Source organism: Leptolyngbya sp. FACHB-541, from assembly GCF_014695875.1.
In the GTDB taxonomy this organism is placed as follows: domain Bacteria; phylum Cyanobacteriota; class Cyanobacteriia; order Elainellales; family Elainellaceae; genus JAAUTN01.
The window spans coordinates 1-20,685 of the sequence record NZ_JACJPC010000097.1; the positions used below are offsets into that span (position 1 = coordinate 1).

Sequence of the window (20,685 nt, forward strand, 5' to 3'; positions counted from 1 at the left end):
TGGAGGAGATGATGCAGGAGCGGGGGGTGGAGGTAGACCACTCGACGATCAATCGCTCTCGTGCTGAAGTATGCTCCAGAACTGGACAAACGGGTTCGACCGCACTTGAAGCCGACAAACGACTCGTGGCGCGTGGACGAAACCTCCATCAAAATTAAGGGTGTGTGGAAATATCTGTATCGTGCCGTGGATTCGCAAGGAAATACCCTCGACTTCATGCTGAGTGCCAAGCGGAATAGCAAGGCAGCAGCAAGATTCTTTCGCAAAGTACTTAAGGGTCAGCATACGCAGTCTCCACGAGTCATTACAGTAGACAAGAATGTGGCTTACCCAGTGGCAATGGAAGCGCTCAAAGCAGATGAGACGCTAGCTGAAACAACCGAATTACGGCAAGTGAAATACTTAAATAACGTGGTTGAACAGGACCACAGAAATATCAAGCGAATCACCAGACCGATGATGGGGTTCAAATCGTTCAATAGTGCGAGAAGAACGTTGAGCGGAATCGAAGCGATGAATATGATTCGGAAAGGACAAGTAAAAGGAGCAAACAAGGGAACAGTGGGTCTGAAGTGAAATTTATCGAAGCGATTTTTGGAATTGCTGCTTAAGGAAATGAAAACGATATCGATCGGTTGTCCTTAACAAATTCTTGCGACACAACCCTGTAGAACACCTTTCCAGTAATTTCGCCTAACACAAAAACGTCAGATCCGCCGTTGCCTGTGAGCCAATCAATCTGTTCATCGTTGGTCAGGGCAAAATCATAACCATTAAGGAGACTTTGGGAGCGATCGTGGACTTTCACCTTAGAAGAAAGCACTCTTGGTTACACAGCCATTAACACATACATAACCTAAAAAGTAGGTAGGTAGTATTCACTACAAACTCATCGCTGAACTTAGCCAAGAGTTAGATCGGTTTGGATTGAGAAACCAACAGGTTTATTCTCGATTGTTGCGAACTGAAGCGGTCCAATATTATCAAGCGGTGAAGCATCGAAGAATAAGGCACCCGTCGTGCTGTTGTAGCTGAACTGGCTTAGAGAAGTGGCACCAAACGTTGAGGAGAAAATTTCAATCTTGTCGCCTTGGCTGCGATCGAAGTCTTTGATAACGTCAATGCCATCAGCTTGAGAAAAGAATTTGAAGCTATCGGCACCTATACCACCCAGAAGCGTGTCAGAGCCATATCCACCGATCAGGATATCAACGCCATCTCCTCCTTCGAGGCGATCGTTATCATCGCCACCATAGAGGTAATCATTGCCATTATCACCGATGAGGGTGTCGTTGCCACTGCCCCCATATAAGGAATCGTTACCCTCTCCACCAGAGAGAGAATCATTGCCTAATTCACCGTGAAGGAAATCGTTACTTAATTCACCGGAGAGAACATCACTACCATTACCACCATAGAGATAATCGTTGTCTAATCCACCATAGAGATAATCGATACCCTCACCTCCATTGAGGAAATCGTTACCAGCCTCACCATGAAGAGTATCGAAACCTGATCCACCGTTGAGGGTGTCATTGCCATTACCAGCACGAAGGTAATCGCTATCACCACCACCAGAGAGAATGTCGTTGTCTACTCCACCAAAGAGAACATCGTTGCCTAATCCACCTTCAAGAGAATTAACACCGTTCCCCCCGTGGAGGGTATCGTTTCCATTACCAGCGTCGAGAGTGTCGTTGTCGTATCCACCATCGAGGATGTCGTTTCCATCACCACCACTAAGGGAATCGCTGCCCAGTCCACCACTAAGGGAATCGCTGCCTAGCCCGCCGTAAAGGGTATCATTGCCACTGTCACCCTCAAGGGTGTCATCATCAGCACCACCGTTGAGGAAATCGTTGCCAGCTCCACCATTAAGGGTGTCATTGCCAAAGCCACCGTCAAGGGTGTCATTGCCATCTTCACCCCTGAGGTCATCGTTGCCAGTTCCACCGTCGAGGCGATCGTTACCAGCTCCACCATCGAGGCGATCGTTACCAGCTCCACCATCGAGGCGATCGTCGCTACCCTTGCCGTTGAGGTAATCGTTATCACCATAGCCCTGAATTAAATCGGGACTACCTGTACCCTCTAGATAGTCTCTACGCTCTGTGCCTTTGATCCTTGCCATTGAATTTGCTCCCAATGTTTGAAGTTTGTTTTGTTTGTTAGAGGAAATGAGTTCACCACATCCTGTCGCTTGAATGAGGCAACAAAATCAGTAAAGAACAATTCAGATCAGAACAATGTCGAGTTGAGGCGAAAAGACTACTTTACGACTCTACGTAAATGTTTCGGTGTGTCATTGCTAAACCCGTGGATAGTTTGGCGAACTGAATTTGAGCTAATCCTCCAATGCCATCGCTGTCAAAGTACAAGGCTCCGGTAGATTTGTTGTAGATAAATCGGTCGCTACTGTCTTGAGCACTCGACCCAATCCGGAATTGATCGACTTTGAGAACTGCATTGCCTGTTAATCCACCCCCAAAGGTATCAGCAACCCAGACAACGTCATCTACAACCGCAAAATCCTTGATCGTATCGATCCCATAGAGAGGAGTTTCAAAGCCAAAGGAATCTTTGCCTGAACCACCCGTTAACGTGTCACGACCCATACCTCCAAGCAAAAAGTCATTCCCACTACCACCAATTAGGGAATCATTGCCTGAAAAACCATAAAGGAAATCTTTGCCTGAACCACCCTCCAGCCTATCTTCGCCACCACCACCATCGAGAAAGTCATTACCCCCTAAACCAGAGAGAACATTGTTGGCTCCATTTCCATAGATGCTATTGCTAAGACTGTTGCCCGTGCCATTTAAAGTAGGGTCTTGTGAGGAGGACAGAACCAAGTTTTCTACATTAGCACCCAAGGTATAGCTCGTTAAGTAATAGGAGTAAACCGTGTCAGTGCCATTCGATAACCCTTCAACCACCGTATCTCCAAGGTCATGTACATAGTAGGAATCGTTTTCGCTTCCACCATCCATGAAGTCATTGCCTGCTTCACCACTTAGGAGATCATTACCGTCCATCTCAAAGAGTGTGTCATCCCCGTCCTCACCCCATAGAGTGTCATTGCCTGAAAGCCCCAAGACGTAATCGTTTCCTTGCCCTCCAGCAACAATGTCATCTCCCCATCCTGCATTAATGTAATCATCCCCTCCTAGTGCATAAACTTCATCATTTCCACCATGGGAAAAGAGGTCAGCATCCTCGCTACCGCTAAGATGTCCCTAGCTTCTGAACCGTTGTAAATCATGTTAATTCTTCTGGTAGGTTTCCATTTTTTGAGTGGTCAATTTTCCGATAAAACCTAAAACCAACGTGAAACACACTTGAAATCGGTTTAGTAGCGCATCTCTCGTGACAACGATGCATTACTAGAGAAACCAAACGTTTCTCGGTCGGTTTAATCAGACAATCGCCATTGGCAAACCAACTTGTTGTCGATTACTTCCCAGTGGGCAGATAGCCTTGTTCTGCTGGGTTTATTTTCAGTAGGGGCAATAGATTGCACGGCTGGAGTATCTATTGCGATCGCAGAAGTTGTTGCAGAATAAATCGGGGAAATCATGGTGCTCTCCTTGTAAGGATTAAGTGACTAAGTGTGCTCAACTGTCCAGTTCAAAGCAAGTTGTCCACTCATACGGCGTTGATCTCCATCGCGCAGGGGGTGATAGCGTGCGCCTTGAGCATCTCGAAATAGTTGTTCAATACCCTTAGAACGGTAGAACGCAGTGCCACCTGTTGCTTCCATTGCCATCTCCACTACGTTTAAGACAGCGCGAGCGACTAAGGCGCGACCCGTCATAATCTGGTTTGTGGTTTCCAGTCCGGGTTGGTTAGAGGCAGCCACTGCAATCATGTGTTTGAGCGCCAGATGGGCTGCGGTTAGTTCATTTTCTAAACCACCGACGAGATAGGCGAGATGGCTGCCTTGTGGACGCTTTTTAAGATGTTCAAGGGTGCGATCGCGGGCTGCTTGGGCAACGCCGAAATACACCGAGTAAATCAACGGAAAGGCAATCATCGAGACAATGTGAAACGATGGATGCCATTTGCCTTGTGGACGCTTTCCGGCAATACCAGCATCGGCAACAAATACATTGGAGAGGGTTATGTCATGAGAGCCTGTACCCCGCATTCCTAGAGCTTTCCAGGTTGACTCGATCGCCACTCCGGGCGCAGATAGGGGAACGGCAAAATGTAAGACGGTTGCCCCTGCGTCTGGGTCCTCGTAGACCGCGCTAGTCATCAGCAGATCGCCAACAGGGGAACCACTGGCAAACACCTTGCGGGCATTAATCACAAAACCACCCTCTACCCGCTCAGCCTGTCCTGAGCCTTCCAGCCAGTCTGAACCGCCGCTGCTGAGAATGATGATGTTCTCATTAGCAACTCGTTTCAGTAAACCTTCCACCGGGGCATTCTGGTGTTCCCATCGCCAAGCAGCCGTTGCTACTTGATGAGTATGCATGGCAAATGCAAGGGCAGTTGAACTGCAATGTTGAGCTAGTTTATGCATGACTTCACAAAGCTGAGCATGATTCAATCCAGCACCGCCCAACGCTTGCGGCACACCCAGCGATACAAATCCATGTGCTTTTAAGTCAGCATAATTTTCAAAGACAAAGCGATCGCTCTCATCAACCTGTTGCGATCGTGCTGCAAACTGTTTTCCTAACTGTTCAACGAGTTCTAGCCAATGGGTTTTAGAAGGTGAATCTTGAATAGTTAGATCGATCGTATGTGCTGTCATTTTTATCTCCTTGATTTTTTCAACACAGTAAAACCATCCCTACAAATTACTCACGCAATTGGTGAGTAATCAGAGCGCGTTTGATCAAACGTTTGACCATCTAAATTTAATGAAGGACAGTAGGTAACCAGTGGGGAAGCATGTCCCCCACCAGGCTATTTGTAAGTGATTAGCCTACTACAAAGAAGTCTTTGTTCGTCATTGCTAAGCCAGTCGATACTCTGGCAATCTGAACCTGAGCCCCTCCCCCGATGCCGTCTGCGTCGAAGAATACCGCTCCAGTACCTTTGTTATAGATAAAGCGATCGCTACTGTCTTGAGCACTCGACCCAAGCCGAAATTGATCAGCCGTGATGACTCCTGCTGCCAATCCAGCTCCAAAGCCAGCTCGATCAATATAGAAACTGTCATCCACCACTCTAAAGTCCTTGATCGTGTCAATTCCCTGGCGTGGAGCACTGATGAGAAAGCTATCTTGCCCTGAGCCACCCGTTAGAGTGTCATTTCCGCCAAGACCCGCTAAATAGTCATTTCCGCCACCACCAGAGATGGAGTTGTTAGCAGCGTTACCGTAGATAATATTAGCCAAGTTGTTACCCGTACCGTTAATCGCAGCAGTGCCATCCAGAGCTAAAGCCTCGACCTCTGCTGATAAGGTAAAGCTAACGGTGGAGCGCACAGCATCAGATCCCCCCGAAGCAACCTCAAAAACGGTGGTAGTTGCATTCTCGACATAGTAAACGTCGTTGCCGCTTCCCCCAAGTAATTGGTTGCTGCCTGATTCCCCAATCAGGTGATCGTCACCGTTGTCACCCCGAAGAACGTCATTGCCACCGCCACCTCGGAGCACGTCATTGCCATCACCACCCGAGAGGAGGTTGTCAGCAGCATTTCCGTAGAGTTCATTATCCCAAGCATTACCCGTGCCGTTGGCGGCATTGCCCTCCAAAACTAACTTTTCGACATAGTCTGTCAACGTATAGCTGATGCTAGCGCGTACAACATCAACCCCCTCATTAAGCTCCTCACCAACGTAGTCATTTTGATGATTGACATAGTAAAGGTCGTCGCCAGCGCCACCTTGCATAAACTTGGCACTGCCGTCACCCAATATCGTGTCGTTACCATTGCCACCATAGATAGTCTGATTGCTACCAGAGCCAGCATCAATCCAATCGTTGCCATCACCACCAGAGATCAGATCTTGACCATCGTCACCATAAATGATGTCATCTCCTCCTAGTCCAAAAATGATATCGTTTCCTCCTAGTCCGTAAATGGTATCGTTCTCAGGCTCACCACTGAGGTCGCCGTAGAGCTGCTGATTTGAATTATCATCGCCATAAATAGGTTCAGTCATTTTGATTTCTCTTGAAATAGTTGTGGTTTGAGTTGTAAAACAATCGAAAAGACATCAAGTGAAGCGATCGCAAAGACAAACGACTTTGTACATCTTGCGAACGCAAAACACTTAATGGAATACAAACAACGCAACAGTAGAAGTTATATTCATCAACAAATAAAGAAGTTGTTGAATGTGTTGTTGCTCTCGATATTTAGACCTTAATTCTTTGCCGATTTAAATCCCTTCACCCAACCGTATGAGGGATATGAAGGGTATGAGTATTCATCTATGTATTCCCTGCTGATAAAGCAGTTCGATATCAAAGTGTTCGTAAATCGTCAATAGATAGAAGTTCATACGTTGTGCAACAAAAACGTTATAGAAAGATTACGCAAGGTAAAGCAACTCGGTAAAATTTGGTACATTATTTAGTTGAACCAGTGTATGACTAGATACGTCGATTGATGGACGTGGAGAAGGGACTTGAAGTCGCAAATGCGCTCGTCGTGGCAAAAACTAGGCGACGGCTCAGTCCTGTTGAAGTTACAATCTTAAGTGGCTCCTGGCAAGGGCAAACCTACGAAGAAATCGCCAACCGGAAGAATTACGCTGCCAGTTACTTAAAACGATATGCGGGTCCGAAACTCTGGCAATTACTTTCTGATGCGTTAGGTGAGACGGTAAGCAAGACCAACTTCCGTGCTTCGTTGGAGCATCATTACCAGCAAGAAAGTGAAGAAATTCAAGCAGGAGCCAGCGAGCCGAAAAATAAGGCATCTGGAAAACGCAATAGTGAGTACACTGGCACTGCTTCTCCCTGTATTGATTGGGGCGAAGCCATGGATGTTTCTACCTTCTATGGTCGTCAACCGGAACTGGAGCTTTTGCATCAATGGATTAGGGGTGAATTCTCTTCTGAAAAGCAAAATCCTTCTGGAATACCACAGGCTTCACGCTGCCGTTTGATTTGTTTATTAGGCATGGGAGGCATTGGCAAAACCTCTCTGTCGATTAAACTGGCTCAGCAAATTGCTAGCAGTCGCTCCGAGGAAGGTGATGGATTATCTACAAAACCCGATTCCCTTTTTGAATTCGTCATCTGGCGATCGCTGCGAGATGCTCCACCCTTGGACAATCTCCTCGAAGACCTGATTCCACTCCTCTCTCGCCAGCAAGACATTACCTTGCCGAAAGGCACTTCAGCCCAAATCACCCGACTGATCCAATACTTGAAACAGGATCGCTGCCTGCTAGTGTTGGACAATATGGAGTCCATTCTCCAGAGTGGACAGGTTGTGGGCAGTTATCGCTCCGGCTATGAAGCGTATGGAGAACTGTTTCAGCGTGTGGGTGCAACAGAACACCAAAGTTGTTTGCTGTTGACCAGTCGAGAAAAGCCCTCAGAAGTCGCAGCGCTGGAGGGCGATGCGCTGCCGGTGCGATCGCTGCAACTGACCGGACTCACCCCAACAGACAGTAACAGCATTCTAGAAGCCAAAGGGTTAACGGGAGATGCTGCCGATCGCGACAACCTGATCGAACATTACCGGGGTAATCCTCTGGCGTTGAAGATTGTCGCCACATCGATTCGTGACCTGTTTGATGGCGATATTGCAGAATTTTTAGAGCAGGGGACGATCGTTTTTAATGGGCTGCGTCGTTTGCTGGATGAGCAAATCGAACGTCTATCAGCGTTGGAACAGCAAGTGATGAATTGGTTAGCGATCAACCGAGAAGGGACGACGATTGGTCAGCTTCATGCCGACATTATTCCTATGGTGTCTAAGGCGCGGTTGCTGGAGGTATTGGAAAAGTTAGGGCGGCGATGTCTGATAGAAACGGCTGCACAAGCGCAAATTGAACGGAAGATTCTACAAAACGGTGATGCAAGGCAGAACGGTGAAGCTAAACGCATTCCCTCCAGTTTTACCCAACAGCCAGCGGTGATGGAATATGTCACAGAACATATCATTGAAACTGCTGTTGCCGAACTCAAGGGTACACAGCCTTTTAACCTGCTGAGGCACTATGCTCTCACCAAAGCCAGCGCCAGCGACTATATTCGCGAGAGCCAAATTCGGCTAATTCTGGAACCGATCGCGACTCAGTTAAGCAGCGCATTTGGTTCCACCGCTGCCCTTAGCCAACACCTCCAGCAGCAGTTGCAACAACTAAAAAACACTTCTGAAGTTTATCCAGGATATGCAGCAACCAACCTGCTGAGTTTGCTCAATTACCTCCAAATTGATCTGAGTGGATGGGATTTTTCTCATCTACCCATCTGGCAGGCGTATCTCCCGGAAACCCCACTGCATCAGGTTAATTTCACCGAGTGTAATTTCACCGGGTCTGCCTTTGCTCAAACCCTCAGCAGTTTAGTCAATGTTGCCTTTAGTCCCGATGGTCGTTTGATGGCAAGCTGCGATTCAGACGGTAGAATTCACCTCTGGGATGCGGCTTCTGGGCAACCGAAGCTAAGTTGGCAGGCACACAACGAGTTTGCTTGGGAGGTATCGTTTAGTCCTGATGGTCAAACGATCGCCAGCGGCAGTCCTCACGATTCTTTGATCAAACTCTGGGATGTGCAAACAGGAAAGCTGTTGCGTGAGCCGTTTCAAATTGTGAAGATGAGCTGGGCAGTGCAGTTTAGCCCTGATGGCAAATGGCTGGCGATCGGTGAAGAAGAGGGATTTTTGGAACTGTGGGATGTCGAGACGGGAACTTGCTTGACATTCCTAGAAGGGCATTCTGACATTGTTCACTCGGTTGCCTTCAGCCCCGATGGCAAACGGTTGGTGAGTGGGAGTGACGATTGTGCCGTACGGCTCTGGGATCTTTCAACTTTCAGTGAAATGCGTCAATTTGAAGGACATCACCACACCGTGTTGTCAGTCTCCTTTAGCCCAAATGGTCAGTGGGTTGCCAGTGCCAGTTGGGATAAAACCGTGAGACTATGGCATTCGGCAACCGGAGAATCTATCTGCTTCGAGGGACATACAGACCTCGTTTGGTCAGTGTCCTTTAGTCCGGATGGTTTGCTCCTGGCGACTGCTGGACAGGATCAGACGATTCGCCTGTGGGATCTGCAAACCGAGCAGCCGCTCCGCACATTGCTGGGACATCGAGCCTGCGTGACTGCGATTGCCTTCAGCCCTGATGGCAAAACCCTGTTGAGTGGTAGTGCCGATAGTGTGCAGAAAGTGTGGGATGTCACCACTGGACAGGCTTTGAAAACCTGGCAGGGACACCTTAGTCGCGTCTTGTCTGTTGCATTTAGTCCCGACGGTCAACACATTGTCAGCGGCAGCGCCACAGATTTACTGGTTAGGCTCTGGAACCCTCTAAAGGGTACCTGCCTCAAAACCTTTAACGAGCATACCCACTGGGTTTGGGATGTGACCTTTAGCAGCGATGGCAAAACCTTTATCAGCGGCAGTTCCGACGGCACGATTAAGGTTTGGGATGTCCAAACCCAACAGTGCATCAAGACGCTGCATTGTCACACCAATTGTATATTTGGTACAGCGCTCAGTTCCGATGGACAGGTTCTGGCAAGTACCAGTAATGATGCTACGGTTAAACTCTGGGATCTATATACCGGAACTCATCTGCACACGCTGGTTGGACATGACTTTCCGGTGTGGCATGTTACCTTTAGCCCCGACGGACGCTGGCTCGCCAGTATCGCTAAGAATGGAATCGTGCGACTGTGGCAGGTCGAAACGGGCACCTGTATACAGGTTTTCGATCAGCACGATCTACTGGGGTTTGAAGTAGAGTTTTGTGCTGATGGACAAACCTTGATTGGCATCGGCAGTGATGACAGCATTAAGCAGTGGGACATTGCCACAGGACAATGTCTGCAAAGCTTGAAAGGGCATACTGCAATGGTGCGATCGCTCGCCCTCCGCCCCCCTTCATCTAATAGCTCACAACTCCTCGCCAGTGGTAGCGCTGACAATACGATTCGCCTGTGGGATTTGGATTCTGGAAAATGCTTAAACGTCTTACAAGGTCATACAGGTATCATCTTTTCGGTTGCGTTTGGGTGTGATACCACGGGACGATTGCTGCTTGCCAGTGGCAGTTTCGATGAAACGATTCAACTTTGGGATGTAGAAACGGGTGAGTGCCTGCGAGTTTTGAAGAGCGATCGAATCTATGAAGGCATGAACATCCAGGGAGTGACAGGTTTAAGCAGCGGACAGAAAGCAGTGCTGAAACAGTTGGGTGCGATCGAGTATGAGCGAAGGTGCTGAATTTGAACGCGCGGTCGCCTCTACGAAGAGATGAATATCTTTGGTGCGACTGGGTTAACAGAAACACAGCACATAACGCTAAGGGTATTAGGGTGTACGCTTTTACAGAGAATGGCGTATCTTTCAAATTCGTGCGCGGCATCACAAGCGTATAACCCGTGCAAGACAAGGATTTTATTATTTTTGTTCCCTTAGCACATTATCAAGTCTCACTATCAAATTCATGGCGCAAAAGCTTTATACAACTGCCCAGAATGAGGCATGTTCGTAAAACATGGGATATACGTCACGAATTTGAAAGCTGCGCCATCTTTTGTAAAAACGTACATGAGTCTTCCTAATGTACTGGTTGCGTATCTCGTGGGGACACCCATTACTTCCTCCCCAACAAGAGAACTGAGGTTTTCTTGCTGGAACAACAGGGGGCAACGGTGATTGCCACTGCCTCTAGCTCCGAAGCGTTGCAGGTACTCGATCGATCGCTCCAAATGTGGTTGTCAGTGACGTCGGGATGGCAGAAATTGATGGCTACGCATTGATGGGGCAGATTCGCTCACGCCCACTAGCTCAAGGCGGAACGATTCCTGCGATCGCGCTGACTGCTTATGCCGCAGAAATTGATCAGAAAAAAGCGCTGCAATCTGGATATCAAAAGCACTTGACGAAACCACTAGAGCTAGAACAACTTGTCAAGGCGATCGTCACCCGACTGAACGCAATGACATTGTGACCAGCCTGATAATTGTTCTTGCCGTTCTTTTATCCGTTGTAGAGGTTAAAGATAAAGAAGCGACAGATACTCGCCCTTGTATAGCAGTGGTGCATGAAAGGACGAATGATGGTTATACATTTTTGGAGTTAATATGAACTGAGGCTCTGGTTGTAATTGCTCAAATTGAAGTTTTAAGTGTTAAATTTCGGGTTGAATTACTGCTGATAACTAACATTCCTTCTTGCACTATCATCTTCTTAATAGAAGTGCCCGTTTGTCGCTGTAGAAGACGACAGATATACTGAGTCAGTGATTGCTGTTGTTTGAGCAAACGATTTGCCTAGATAAATTTCTGTAAACAATTAATCAAATCTTGAGAACTTGTAAGACAGTGTGTCATGAGTTGTAAGCTCTGAGGAGAGATCGACAGTTCAGGGTTTCAGAGCGATGTCTCTAACTTTACAAATTCAATTGTTGGGAGAATTGTCTATCACCGATGGCGATCGTGCGATTACGGGCATCCACTCAGCGCGATCGCAGGCATTGCTGTCCTACCTCATCTTACACCGTCACTCGCCTCAACTGCGCCAGCGGCTTGCCTTTCATCTCTGGACAGATTCGACTGACACCCAGGCACGTACCAATCTCCGTAAAGAGTTAACCTATCTACGGCGCAATTTACCTCAAGTCGATCAATTCCTGCTGATCGAGTCAAAGACGTTGCAATGGTCGCCCGTCGCGCCGTTCACCCTGGATGTGATGGAATTCGAGAATGCTTTAAAGGCAGCAGAAACGGCTGATGCTCGGACAAGACAAGCATTGCTCAAACAGGCGATCGCCCTTTACAAAGGCGATTTGGTACCAAGCTGCGAGGACGAGTGGATTGTCCCGGAACGCGAACGGCTTCAGCAACTGTACAGCACCGCCCTGGAGCAACTGATTGACCAATTGCAAAATCAGCAAGACTATCGCGCTGCCCTCAGCTACGCACAGCAATTATTACGAGTAGACTCCTTCAACGAGGCGACCTACTGCACTCTAATGCGGCTTTACAGTCAAAGTGGCGATCGCGCCAATGCCCTCCAGATCTACCACCGCTGCATGACGATGCTGCGCGAAGAACTGGGTGTTGATCCAAGTTCCACCACGCGCAAGCTGTATGAGCAACTGCTGCGCGAGGAAGAAGCCACAAACTCGCCGACAAATGAAACAATCGCATCCGCTCCCGCTTCTCGAAACGCTGTTATTCAAGCATCTATCGCCACTGACTGGGGTGAAGCGATCGATGTCTCCATCTTCTACGGTCGAGAAACTGAACAGACCATCCTACATCAGTGGAGTATTAACGATCGCTCTCGGCTGCTCATGCTAGTGGGGATGGGCGGTATTGGCAAGACTACCTTATCCATCAAGTGGGCACAGAGCGTACAGCATGAGTTTGAATTGATTATCTGGCGATCGCTGCGAAACGCTCCGCCGCTGGAAACGCTTTTAGCGGATCTAATTCCATTTTTGTCTCATCAGCAGGATAGTGGAACAGAGCTGAACCGTCTGCTGCACTGGTTGCGGCACTCTCGTTGTTTAATTATTCTCGATAACTTGGAGACGATTTTACAGGAGGGTGATGGAGCAGGTTCCTACCGCACAGGCTATGAGAATTATGGTGAGCTACTGCGATTGGTAGCGGAAACAACTCATCAAAGTTGTCTCTTGCTCACTAGTCGGGAAAAACCTGCGGAAGTGGGGATTTTGGAAAGCGCTAATTCTCCTGTGCGATCGCTGTTGCTATCGGGTTCACCTGAAGCTGCCAGAGCGTTGCTGGATGCAAAAGGTTTAGTGGGAACTGATGCAGAAAAGCAACAGGTGTGCGATCGCTATAGCTGTAGCCCACTTGCCCTGAAAATTGTGGCGACTTCAATTCAAAGTTTATTTGATAGCAAGATTGCTCTGTTTTTAGAACAGGATGCATTTGTCTTTCAGGGAATTCGCCAGTTGCTTGACCAGCAGTTTAGGCGATTGACGGAAGTTGAAAAGATTGTGATGTATTGGCTGGCAATTAACCGAGAATGGACTTCTAGCAACGAGTTGATTGAAGATATTGTCCCAACTCCATCTCGCACCGTTGTTTTAGAAGCTTTGGAAGCATTGTCTCGGCGATCGCTCCTTGAAACTCAACTTGGCAGTTACACTCAACAACCTGTTGTAATGGAGTTTGTGACTGAGCGCTTTGTCAATCAGATCATTAAGGAATTGACTAGTGCTGAATTATCTCTATTTATTCGCTATTGTCTAATTAAAACCACTGTCAAAGATTATGTTCGAGAAAGTCAGGTTCGATTAATTTTGAACCCGATTGCAGCTCAGTTTCGTCACACGTTCAATACTCAAAATCTATTAAAACAACGCATCTCTCAGATATTGACAGTATTACAACAGCCAGACAATCACTTCTCTGGGTATGGTTGTGGCAATCTGATTAATCTGTGTAGCCACTTACAATTTGATCTACGAGCGTTTAACTTCTCCAACTTAATCATTTGGCACGCTTATCTACAAAAGGTGAATTTGCGCTACGTTGATCTGAGCCATACTATTGTCAATCATTCTGTTTTTACGCAAACTTTTGGCAGTATTCTTACTGTCGCTTTCTCCAGCAATCAGTATTTGGCAGCCGCCGATACGAGCGGTGAAGTTTGGTTCTGGCGAACTCAACTCGATATTGACCAACTGGTGAGTGTGGGACAACCTCACTTGAGTTTGCGGGCACACAGCGATTGGGTTTGGTCAATTGACTTCAGCCCAGATGGACAAATGTTAGCCAGCGCGAGCGATGATCAAACTATCAAAATATGGGATATAAACACCGGACGTTGCCTCCAACAGTTGTTCTGTGGTAGTAAAGTTCGGGCACTGGCGTGGAGTCCTGATCAACAATTTCTCGCCAGTGGGAGCGTTGATCAGTGTATTCGGATTTGGGAACCTTACATGGGGCAGTGTCTCAAAACGCTTCAGGGACATGACAATAAAATTACGACTGTTGCCTGGAAGCCGATGCCTTCAACAAGCTCTAAAACAGAACCTCAACTGATCCTAGCAACCAGTAGTGCTGACCAGACAGTTAAACTATGGGACATCCTTTCAAATGAATGTGTTGCAACTCTCCAGGGTCACAATAATGCAGTGTTGGCTTTGGCATGGAGTTCTGATGGATGCACTCTTGCCAGCGGAGGAAATGACCAAACTATTCGGTTGTGGGATGTTGAAACACAGGAATGCTTGAACTGTTTGGAGGGACATACAAATGCCATTTGGTCGATCGTCTGGAACATAGATAGAACAACGATTGCCAGTGGAAGCGACGACCAAACAGTGAGAGTTTGGAATGCCTACACAGGGCAATGTGTGAAAGTGCTGCAAAACCATCAGAATTCGGTGCGATCGCTCGCGTGGAATCTGGATGGACAGGTGTTGGCAAGTGGCTCATTCGACCAAACAATTCGTTTGTGGCATCCCCGCTCTGGTTCTCATCTAAAAACGTTGCAGGGATATCGAAACACCATCCACTCGACCAGTTGGCATCCGGATGGACGAATACTAGCGAGCGGTGGGGATGACTGCCAGGTGTCCTTGTGGGACAGCAACACAGGGCAGCGTATTCACCTATTTGAGGGGCACAGCCATTCAGTTTGGACGGTTGCCTGGAGCGCGGATGGACAAACTCTGGCAAGCTGTAGTGATGATCAAACGATTCGACTGTGGGATCTCGAAAGCAAACAATGTTTGAGAAAGTTAGAAGGACACAGCAGCTTGATCTGGACAATGGCTTGGAGCCCGACCGGACAACTCCTTGCCAGTGGCTCCCACGACCATACAGTCAGGCTGTGGAATCCGCTGATGGGGCGCTGTTTAAAGGTTTTGAAAGGACATGAAAATTGGGTGAGAAAACTTGCCTGGAGCCCTAATGGACAATTGCTGGCAACCGGAAGTTACGACCAAACGTTGCGATTATGGAATCCGAGCGATGGCAGTTGTGCCCAGATTCTGCGTGATCCAAATAATTGGGTTTGGTCAATTGCATTTGCACCAGATGGCAAAACCTTAGCTAGCGGCAGCACCAATGGTGAAATCAAGTTGTGGGACGTAGCGACAGGAGACTGTCTCACCACTTTACAGGCACACAAAAATACAGTCTGGTCAATTATCTGGAGCGCAGACGGACAAACCCTAATCAGCGGCTCCCACGATCAAACGATCAAGCGGTGGCGGCTGCGAGATGGGCAGTGCCTCAGCACACTGGAAGGGCACACGAATTTGATTTGGACGATCGCGCTCAATCCAGACGATCAAATCTTGACTAGCAGTGGGGCTGATGAGGTGATTAAACTTTGGAATCTCCAAACAGGTGAATGCTTCAAATCAATTAAACCAGAACGTCCCTACGAGGGAACAAACATCACTGGAATCCAAGGTTTAACCGAAGCACAAAAAATAAATTTGAAAGCCCTTGGAGCGATCGAAGATGAAATTTCAGGTCATGAGTAGAAGTTAGGAACAGCTAAGACAACAGGAGTTCTTCGCTTGATACCCCATAGATTTGATTCAGTCGCTCGTCATGCAACTCAACGGTCTTGCCATCAAACTTGATCTCACCATTGGCAAGAGCGATCGCCCGTTCAAAGTAATGCCGCACAATTTGAACCTGATGCAATGAGGCAACCAGCGTAATCTCCTGCTCACGGTTCAGCATGAGCAACAGTTCCATCACTTTACGAGCCGATTCTGGGTCAAGGGACGCAACGGGTTCATCCGCCAAAATAATCGTTGCACCCTGCATTAAACACCGGGCAATCGCGACTCGCTGTTGCTGCCCCCCAGAGAGCCTTCCAGCCCGTTGGTAAGCCTGCTCAAGAATTCCCACTCGCTCTAAAGCCGCTAAGGCTTGTAGTTTTTCGGCATGGGTGAACCAGTGAAATAGCGATCGCCCCAAGGACACACGGGACAAATTGCCAATCAACACATTTTCGATCACGGTTAAACGATTAACTAAATTGAACTGCTGAAAGATAAAGCCAATCTGACTCCGCAGATTTCTCACTTTAGAGTGCAACAGCCCTGCCGATTGAATGGGTGTTCCAAAAATCTCTACTCGCCCACTATCTGCAATCTGAAGTCCGTTGATCAGTTTGAGTAATGTAGACTTTCCAGATCCCGAAGCCCCTACCAGCGCCACAATTTCCTTGGGAGCGATCGCCATACTGACATTCTTCAAGGCTTCTGTTTTAGCACCAGAACTGGCGCTAAATGATTTGGTTAAATTTCTTACTTCGATCGCTTGCATTTCAAGACAGCAAAATCAAATTAGCTTTTGTCGCAATTTAGAAGAAATCATATCAATCACTGCCACTGATGTGGTTAGAATTATCAAAATCGTACACACTTGAGTGTACTCAAACGAGCGAAAACTTTGATAGAGAGATACCCCAATTCCCCCCGCCCCAACAATTCCTAACACTGATGCGGAGCGAACATTTGCCTCAAACAGATAAAGCGTAAACGATACCCACAGCGGCAACACTTGAGGCATGATGCCAAACAAAATTTCCTGTAGTTGGTTAGCGCCTGTAGCTCGAATGCCTTCAACCGGAGCTGGATCAATTGCTTCGATCGCTTCTGACAAAAGCTTTGCCAATATGCCAGATGTATGCACAAACAATGCCAGCACTCCAGCAAAGGAACCTAATCCCACCGCTACTACAAAGATTAGAGCAAACACCACTTCGTTAATTGCTCGCATTGCATCCAACAAGCAACGTACCGGAAAAACAACCCAAGCAGGACAAATATTGTCTGAAGCAAGCAGTGATAGAGGAACGCTAATAATTGCAGCGAGCAACGTTCCCCAGATTGCCATTGAGATAGTTTCAATCATCTCCTCTACATAGAGCCGCCAATGAGAGAAATCTGGTGGAAAATAGCGGCTAATGTACTCGGTCATATTACGGCTGCCTTGAAGTAATTCGCCCGCATCAAGCTCGCTTTGAATAGCGGAGAAGATAAGAATGGCGATCGCTAGCATCAAGTAGATGATTCGAGCAGGCGTAACTCGTTTAGCTTCTTGCTCCAACATTGCTCGAACAGCAGGAGAGATTGAGGCGTTAGTCACTGAGCGATTTTCTTCCATATTAATAATAATTCTTATATCAAACTCCTGACTGCGCTCAAATCTCAACCTTCTTGCAGAAGTGAGAGCCTAGAAATTTAGGACTGTAGTTCTTCTAACTGTTGTTCGAGTTGATTGATTTGCTGTTGTTTTTCCTCGGTACTTAGAGCTTGATTATTTTGAACTTCTAGAATGTCTTTTGCAATCTCCAATTCACGAATTGTATTCCAATCTTTATCCTCCGCAGGAACGAATCCAGACCAACCTAAAGGCTCCAAAACGGTTACATCTTTGTAGTTATAAAAGAAGGAGCTAATTTGTTCCTTTAAACAACTGGGCAAGTCTTTGCGATAGGCGATCGGTTCTGTAGGAATCACAGGAGAAGTCCAGATCACTTGAATCTTGGCTCGTGTCTCTGGATCAGATTTCTCCAGCATCGTCAACGTTTCACTATTATTTGTTGCCACATCTACCTGGTTATTGACGACTGCTAATGCTGTTGCTTCGTGGCTTCCTGCAAAAATTAGCTCTTTGAATGCCTCGTTTGGATTCATCCTATTCCTAGCAAAGATGTAATAGGTGGGAACCAAAAAACCCGAAGTTGAATTGGGATCATTAAATGCAAAGGTTAACTCGGCAGCATGGTCAACAATGTAGCGATCGCCCGTCCCTTCTTGTAAATCAACTTCATTTACAATTGGGTTTGCCACGTTTGTAATTAAATGTGAATAATAACCTTGGGTTCCATTTGAGTTGACGGTGCGCGTAAATGCTTCTGCATTCGATCGTTTAGCTGCTTCAATATATGCTTTTCCTCCATACCAGGCAAGCTGCAACTTATTAGCACCCATCGCTTCAATTACCCCTGCATAGTCAGTTGCATAAAATGCAATAACGGGTCGTCCTAATTCAGCTTCCATTGCAGCTAAAAAAGGAGCCCAATGGGTTTTTAAGTTTTCTTGAGATTCACTAGGGCTGATACCAAACTCAATCTCTTCTATTTCGGGAGCACAAGTCTCATCTCCAGTGTTGCTATCGATATTAGAGATGCTGGTTCTTTGAGAAACTTGAGAATTTATACAGCTTCCTAAAAGGGTTGCACTCATGAATGCAACTGCCAGAACAGATGTAAATTTTGTAGAGAGTTGTCTTAACATAATGTTTTCTTCAAAGAAGATTCTTTTTGAAGAGAAGTTGTCGCACCTTGAAGAAATAGTAGAACCTTAGAAGCTTTTTTAGAATAGCCTGGTATTACAAGCTTGATTAATGAACTGAGGCAATGAGCTGCTTTCTATTGATACACGGCAATCGGCATGGCAAATGGGCATGGGACAAAGTTGTAGGTCTTCTGGAGAATCGTGGTCATGAGGCGTATGCGATTGACTTACCTGGACACGGAGACGATCCAACCCCACGAGAAAGGATTAACCTACAGACCTACCGAAACGCGGTCATTCAGTATGTCGAAGAGCACAACTTTAACAATCTCATTCTAGTGGGTCACTCTGCTGGTGGAATGGTACTTGCAGCGGTTGCGAAGGCGCTTTGCGATCGCCTATCAGGCATGGTGTTTATAGCAGCGCTGGTTCCTGAGCAAGGTGAATCTCAAATGGACTACGTTTCGCTGGATCAGCGAGATGCCTATCTTAAGATGGCGCAAAACCGCTCAGATTACAGCATACCCATTAGCTATGAGCAGGCACGGGAACGGTATTTTGACGAATTTTCAGATACAGAAGCGCATCTCTTCTTTAGCAAGTTAACTCCTGAACCGTTTGGTGCAATGACCAGTAAGGTTGAGGATGACGAACTATTTCAGCTGCAAATTCCAATGCTATACATCTTATGCAGGAACGATCAGGCGTTACCCATCGAAACCTGCCGAGCCTGCGCCCGTAAGCTGAAGGCAACTATCATCGAACTCTGGTCTGGTCACGATGTAATGCTGTCGCATCCTGAGGAATTAGTCAAAATCTTGGAAACGTTTTGAGCGATTAATTTGGCAATATTTGATCATGCATCTTGCAACCTACACAACTTAATCTCTTCAAACATTCTCTTGTAGAGGGTTCCAAACACTTCAGAACGCTTTGGGAACGTTTTGGGAACACTTTTTATATTAACTAGAGTTGGATACATCGCAACGCTTTCGTATCTGTCACTCAGTTAAAGGAGAAATCGTATGCAGATTAAAGCACCAAATTCAAATGAAGAACCTAGTTCCCGTCAAACAATAATGTTTGAGATTCGAGTTGCTACCCAATTCGATGAACCATTCTTGTGGGAGATGCTCTATGAAGCGGCTCAAATGGAGGAGGCAGGCGAAGTTTTAGACGACGCTAAACGCAATCCTCACTTGGCTCGCTATGTCGCTAACTGGGGACAAGCCAATGACATTGGTTTCCTGGCAATTCATCCTGCAACTCAACACCCTGTAGCCGCTGCTTGGTTGCGGTTGCTGCCAGATGACCGCAAGGAATATGGCTATAGCAAAAATGGAATTCCTAAGTTGGCGATCGCCACTGCTAAATCCTTCAGGCACATGGGAGCGGGCACACAACTGATGGAAGCATTGGTGCAATACGCCACTGAAAAATATTCTGCTATTTACCTGACGGTGCGGGCTAACAATGCCCCAGCCATTCAGTTTTACACTAAGCTTGGATTTAAAAAAACTCCAAACAGCGAGGTGATCAATCGAGTAGGAGGACAATCGTTTGCCATGTTGCTTGAGTTGTAGCCATTTCCCTGTAAGAGAATAGCAATGTTATAACCCTACAGGAAATTTGATTTTTTATACATTTAAGCTCTAGATCAGCTTTTGGAGTTTGGAACGCTTTAGGAACACTTTGGCAACGTCTCGATCGCTAACTTAATTTCAGATGCAGCAAGAGAACTGCATCACCCCTGACAAGTTAGCCAAAGAGGACAGATATGCTGACCCAACTTAATTCAATTCTGACCAGCATCTTGACTGTTTCAGCGATCGTTGCATCAACCTCAACGATCGCCATCCCAACTGCAATTGCATCTGATATCCAACAAGGCTGTGAATCCTTGGGTGGAACCTACCACTCCTTAGAAAACGGCAACTGGATGTGCTTATACAGCACTCCCAATCACAACGGTTCGTTGGGTGTTCACTGCAATCAAAATCAGCAGTGTGATCGCCTCGTTTACAGCCGTCACACGGATGGGACGCTTGTGTTGGAGTGGCAATTAATTACTCCATCTGAGCGAACAGACGATTAATTTTGACGCAAATGAGCTAACGCTCGATGTCTCAATCAACACATTCGAGTTCGCTTCTTCCGGTTGTGTCGCAAAAATGGGTTCAATGGTAAGGTAGGTAAGCCCAGCTTTGCCTTCTTCCTCTTCAATGTCTACTGCTTCTCTATTCAAGTGGCGGCACTTTTTGCCCGAAGTCATCCTGCTCAATGTGCGGTG

At 47.0% G+C, this 20,685-nt stretch carries 16 protein-coding genes and 1 pseudogene; 7 read left to right on the forward strand and 10 right to left on the reverse strand.

Annotated features, from left to right (window positions below; genetic code table 11):
• A pseudogene (locus H6G00_RS19730) lies at window positions 1-611 on the forward strand (IS6 family transposase); the annotation flags it as partial.
• On the opposite strand, the gene H6G00_RS19735 reads toward H6G00_RS19730, so the two are convergent.
• The 6 genes from H6G00_RS19735 to H6G00_RS19765 form a co-directional block, all read right to left on the reverse strand.
• Window positions 608-823, reverse strand: coding sequence for a hypothetical protein (locus H6G00_RS19735; protein WP_190798048.1), 216 nt, complete (start codon window positions 821-823; stop codon window positions 608-610). The pseudogene H6G00_RS19730 and the gene H6G00_RS19735 overlap by 4 nt on opposite strands.
• A gap of 78 nt (window positions 824-901) precedes the next feature.
• Complete coding sequence (locus H6G00_RS36175; protein ID WP_190798049.1) at window positions 902-2,131, reverse strand: calcium-binding protein; 1,230 nt, start codon at window positions 2,129-2,131, stop codon at window positions 902-904.
• 142 nt (window positions 2,132-2,273) lie between these two features.
• Entirely contained in the window at window positions 2,274-3,095 is an 822-nt protein-coding gene (locus tag H6G00_RS19745; RefSeq protein ID WP_199318604.1) for a calcium-binding protein, read from the reverse strand.
• Window positions 3,096-3,412: 317 nt separating this feature from the next.
• Window positions 3,413-3,577, reverse strand: a complete 165-nt coding sequence (locus H6G00_RS19755; RefSeq protein ID WP_190798050.1) for a hypothetical protein — start codon at window positions 3,575-3,577, stop codon at window positions 3,413-3,415.
• A 27-nt stretch (window positions 3,578-3,604) separates the two neighbouring features.
• Complete coding sequence (locus H6G00_RS19760; protein ID WP_190798051.1) at window positions 3,605-4,762, reverse strand: acyl-CoA dehydrogenase family protein; 1,158 nt, start codon at window positions 4,760-4,762, stop codon at window positions 3,605-3,607.
• 169 nt (window positions 4,763-4,931) lie between these two features.
• Window positions 4,932-6,122, reverse strand: coding sequence for a calcium-binding protein (locus tag H6G00_RS19765; protein ID WP_190798052.1), 1,191 nt, complete (start codon window positions 6,120-6,122; stop codon window positions 4,932-4,934).
• A 455-nt stretch (window positions 6,123-6,577) separates the two neighbouring features.
• Between H6G00_RS19765 and H6G00_RS19770 the strand changes: the two genes are divergently transcribed.
• The 3 genes from H6G00_RS19770 (at window position 6,578) to H6G00_RS19780 (ending at window position 15,620) form a co-directional block, all read left to right on the forward strand.
• A complete protein-coding gene (locus H6G00_RS19770; protein ID WP_190798053.1) occupies window positions 6,578-10,366 on the forward strand; it encodes an NB-ARC domain-containing protein in 3,789 nt (1,262 codons plus the stop codon).
• 490 nt (window positions 10,367-10,856) lie between these two features.
• A complete protein-coding gene (locus H6G00_RS19775; RefSeq protein WP_199318605.1) occupies window positions 10,857-11,096 on the forward strand; it encodes a response regulator in 240 nt (79 codons plus the stop codon).
• Window positions 11,097-11,525: 429 nt separating this feature from the next.
• Window positions 11,526-15,620, forward strand: a complete 4,095-nt coding sequence (locus tag H6G00_RS19780) for a BTAD domain-containing putative transcriptional regulator (RefSeq protein WP_190798054.1) — start codon at window positions 11,526-11,528, stop codon at window positions 15,618-15,620.
• A gap of 13 nt (window positions 15,621-15,633) precedes the next feature.
• On the opposite strand, the gene phnC is transcribed toward H6G00_RS19780, so the two are convergent.
• From phnC to phnD, 3 genes are all read right to left on the reverse strand, one after another.
• Entirely contained in the window at window positions 15,634-16,416 is a 783-nt protein-coding gene (gene phnC / locus H6G00_RS19785; RefSeq protein WP_190640818.1) for a phosphonate ABC transporter ATP-binding protein, read from the reverse strand.
• Window positions 16,417-16,431: 15 nt separating this feature from the next.
• The gene (gene phnE / locus H6G00_RS19790; protein ID WP_199318606.1) at window positions 16,432-17,259 is read right to left on the reverse strand and encodes a phosphonate ABC transporter, permease protein PhnE; all 828 of its coding nucleotides are present in this window, start codon (window positions 17,257-17,259) and stop codon (window positions 16,432-16,434) included.
• Between the two features lie 77 nt (window positions 17,260-17,336).
• Window positions 17,337-18,344 carry a phosphonate ABC transporter substrate-binding protein gene (phnD, locus tag H6G00_RS19795; RefSeq protein ID WP_199318607.1) on the reverse strand — a complete coding sequence of 336 codons (1,008 nt, stop codon included), beginning with the start codon at window positions 18,342-18,344 and terminating at the stop codon, window positions 17,337-17,339.
• Between the two features lie 173 nt (window positions 18,345-18,517).
• Here phnD and H6G00_RS19800 point away from each other — a divergent pair, with 173 nt between their 5' ends.
• The 3 genes from H6G00_RS19800 (at window position 18,518) to H6G00_RS19810 (ending at window position 20,490) form a co-directional block, all read left to right on the forward strand.
• Window positions 18,518-19,228, forward strand: coding sequence for an alpha/beta hydrolase (locus tag H6G00_RS19800; protein ID WP_190798056.1), 711 nt, complete (start codon window positions 18,518-18,520; stop codon window positions 19,226-19,228).
• Between the two features lie 192 nt (window positions 19,229-19,420).
• Window positions 19,421-19,978, forward strand: a complete 558-nt coding sequence (locus H6G00_RS19805; RefSeq protein WP_190640815.1) for a GNAT family N-acetyltransferase — start codon at window positions 19,421-19,423, stop codon at window positions 19,976-19,978.
• Between the two features lie 194 nt (window positions 19,979-20,172).
• Complete coding sequence (locus H6G00_RS19810) at window positions 20,173-20,490, forward strand: hypothetical protein (RefSeq protein WP_190798057.1); 318 nt, start codon at window positions 20,173-20,175, stop codon at window positions 20,488-20,490.
• Here the strand turns inward: H6G00_RS19810 and H6G00_RS35000 are convergent.
• On the reverse strand, window positions 20,458-20,685 hold a 228-nt coding region (locus H6G00_RS35000), incomplete at its 5' end, for a hypothetical protein (RefSeq protein WP_206757014.1). The two genes, H6G00_RS19810 and H6G00_RS35000, sit on opposite strands and share 33 nt — an antisense overlap.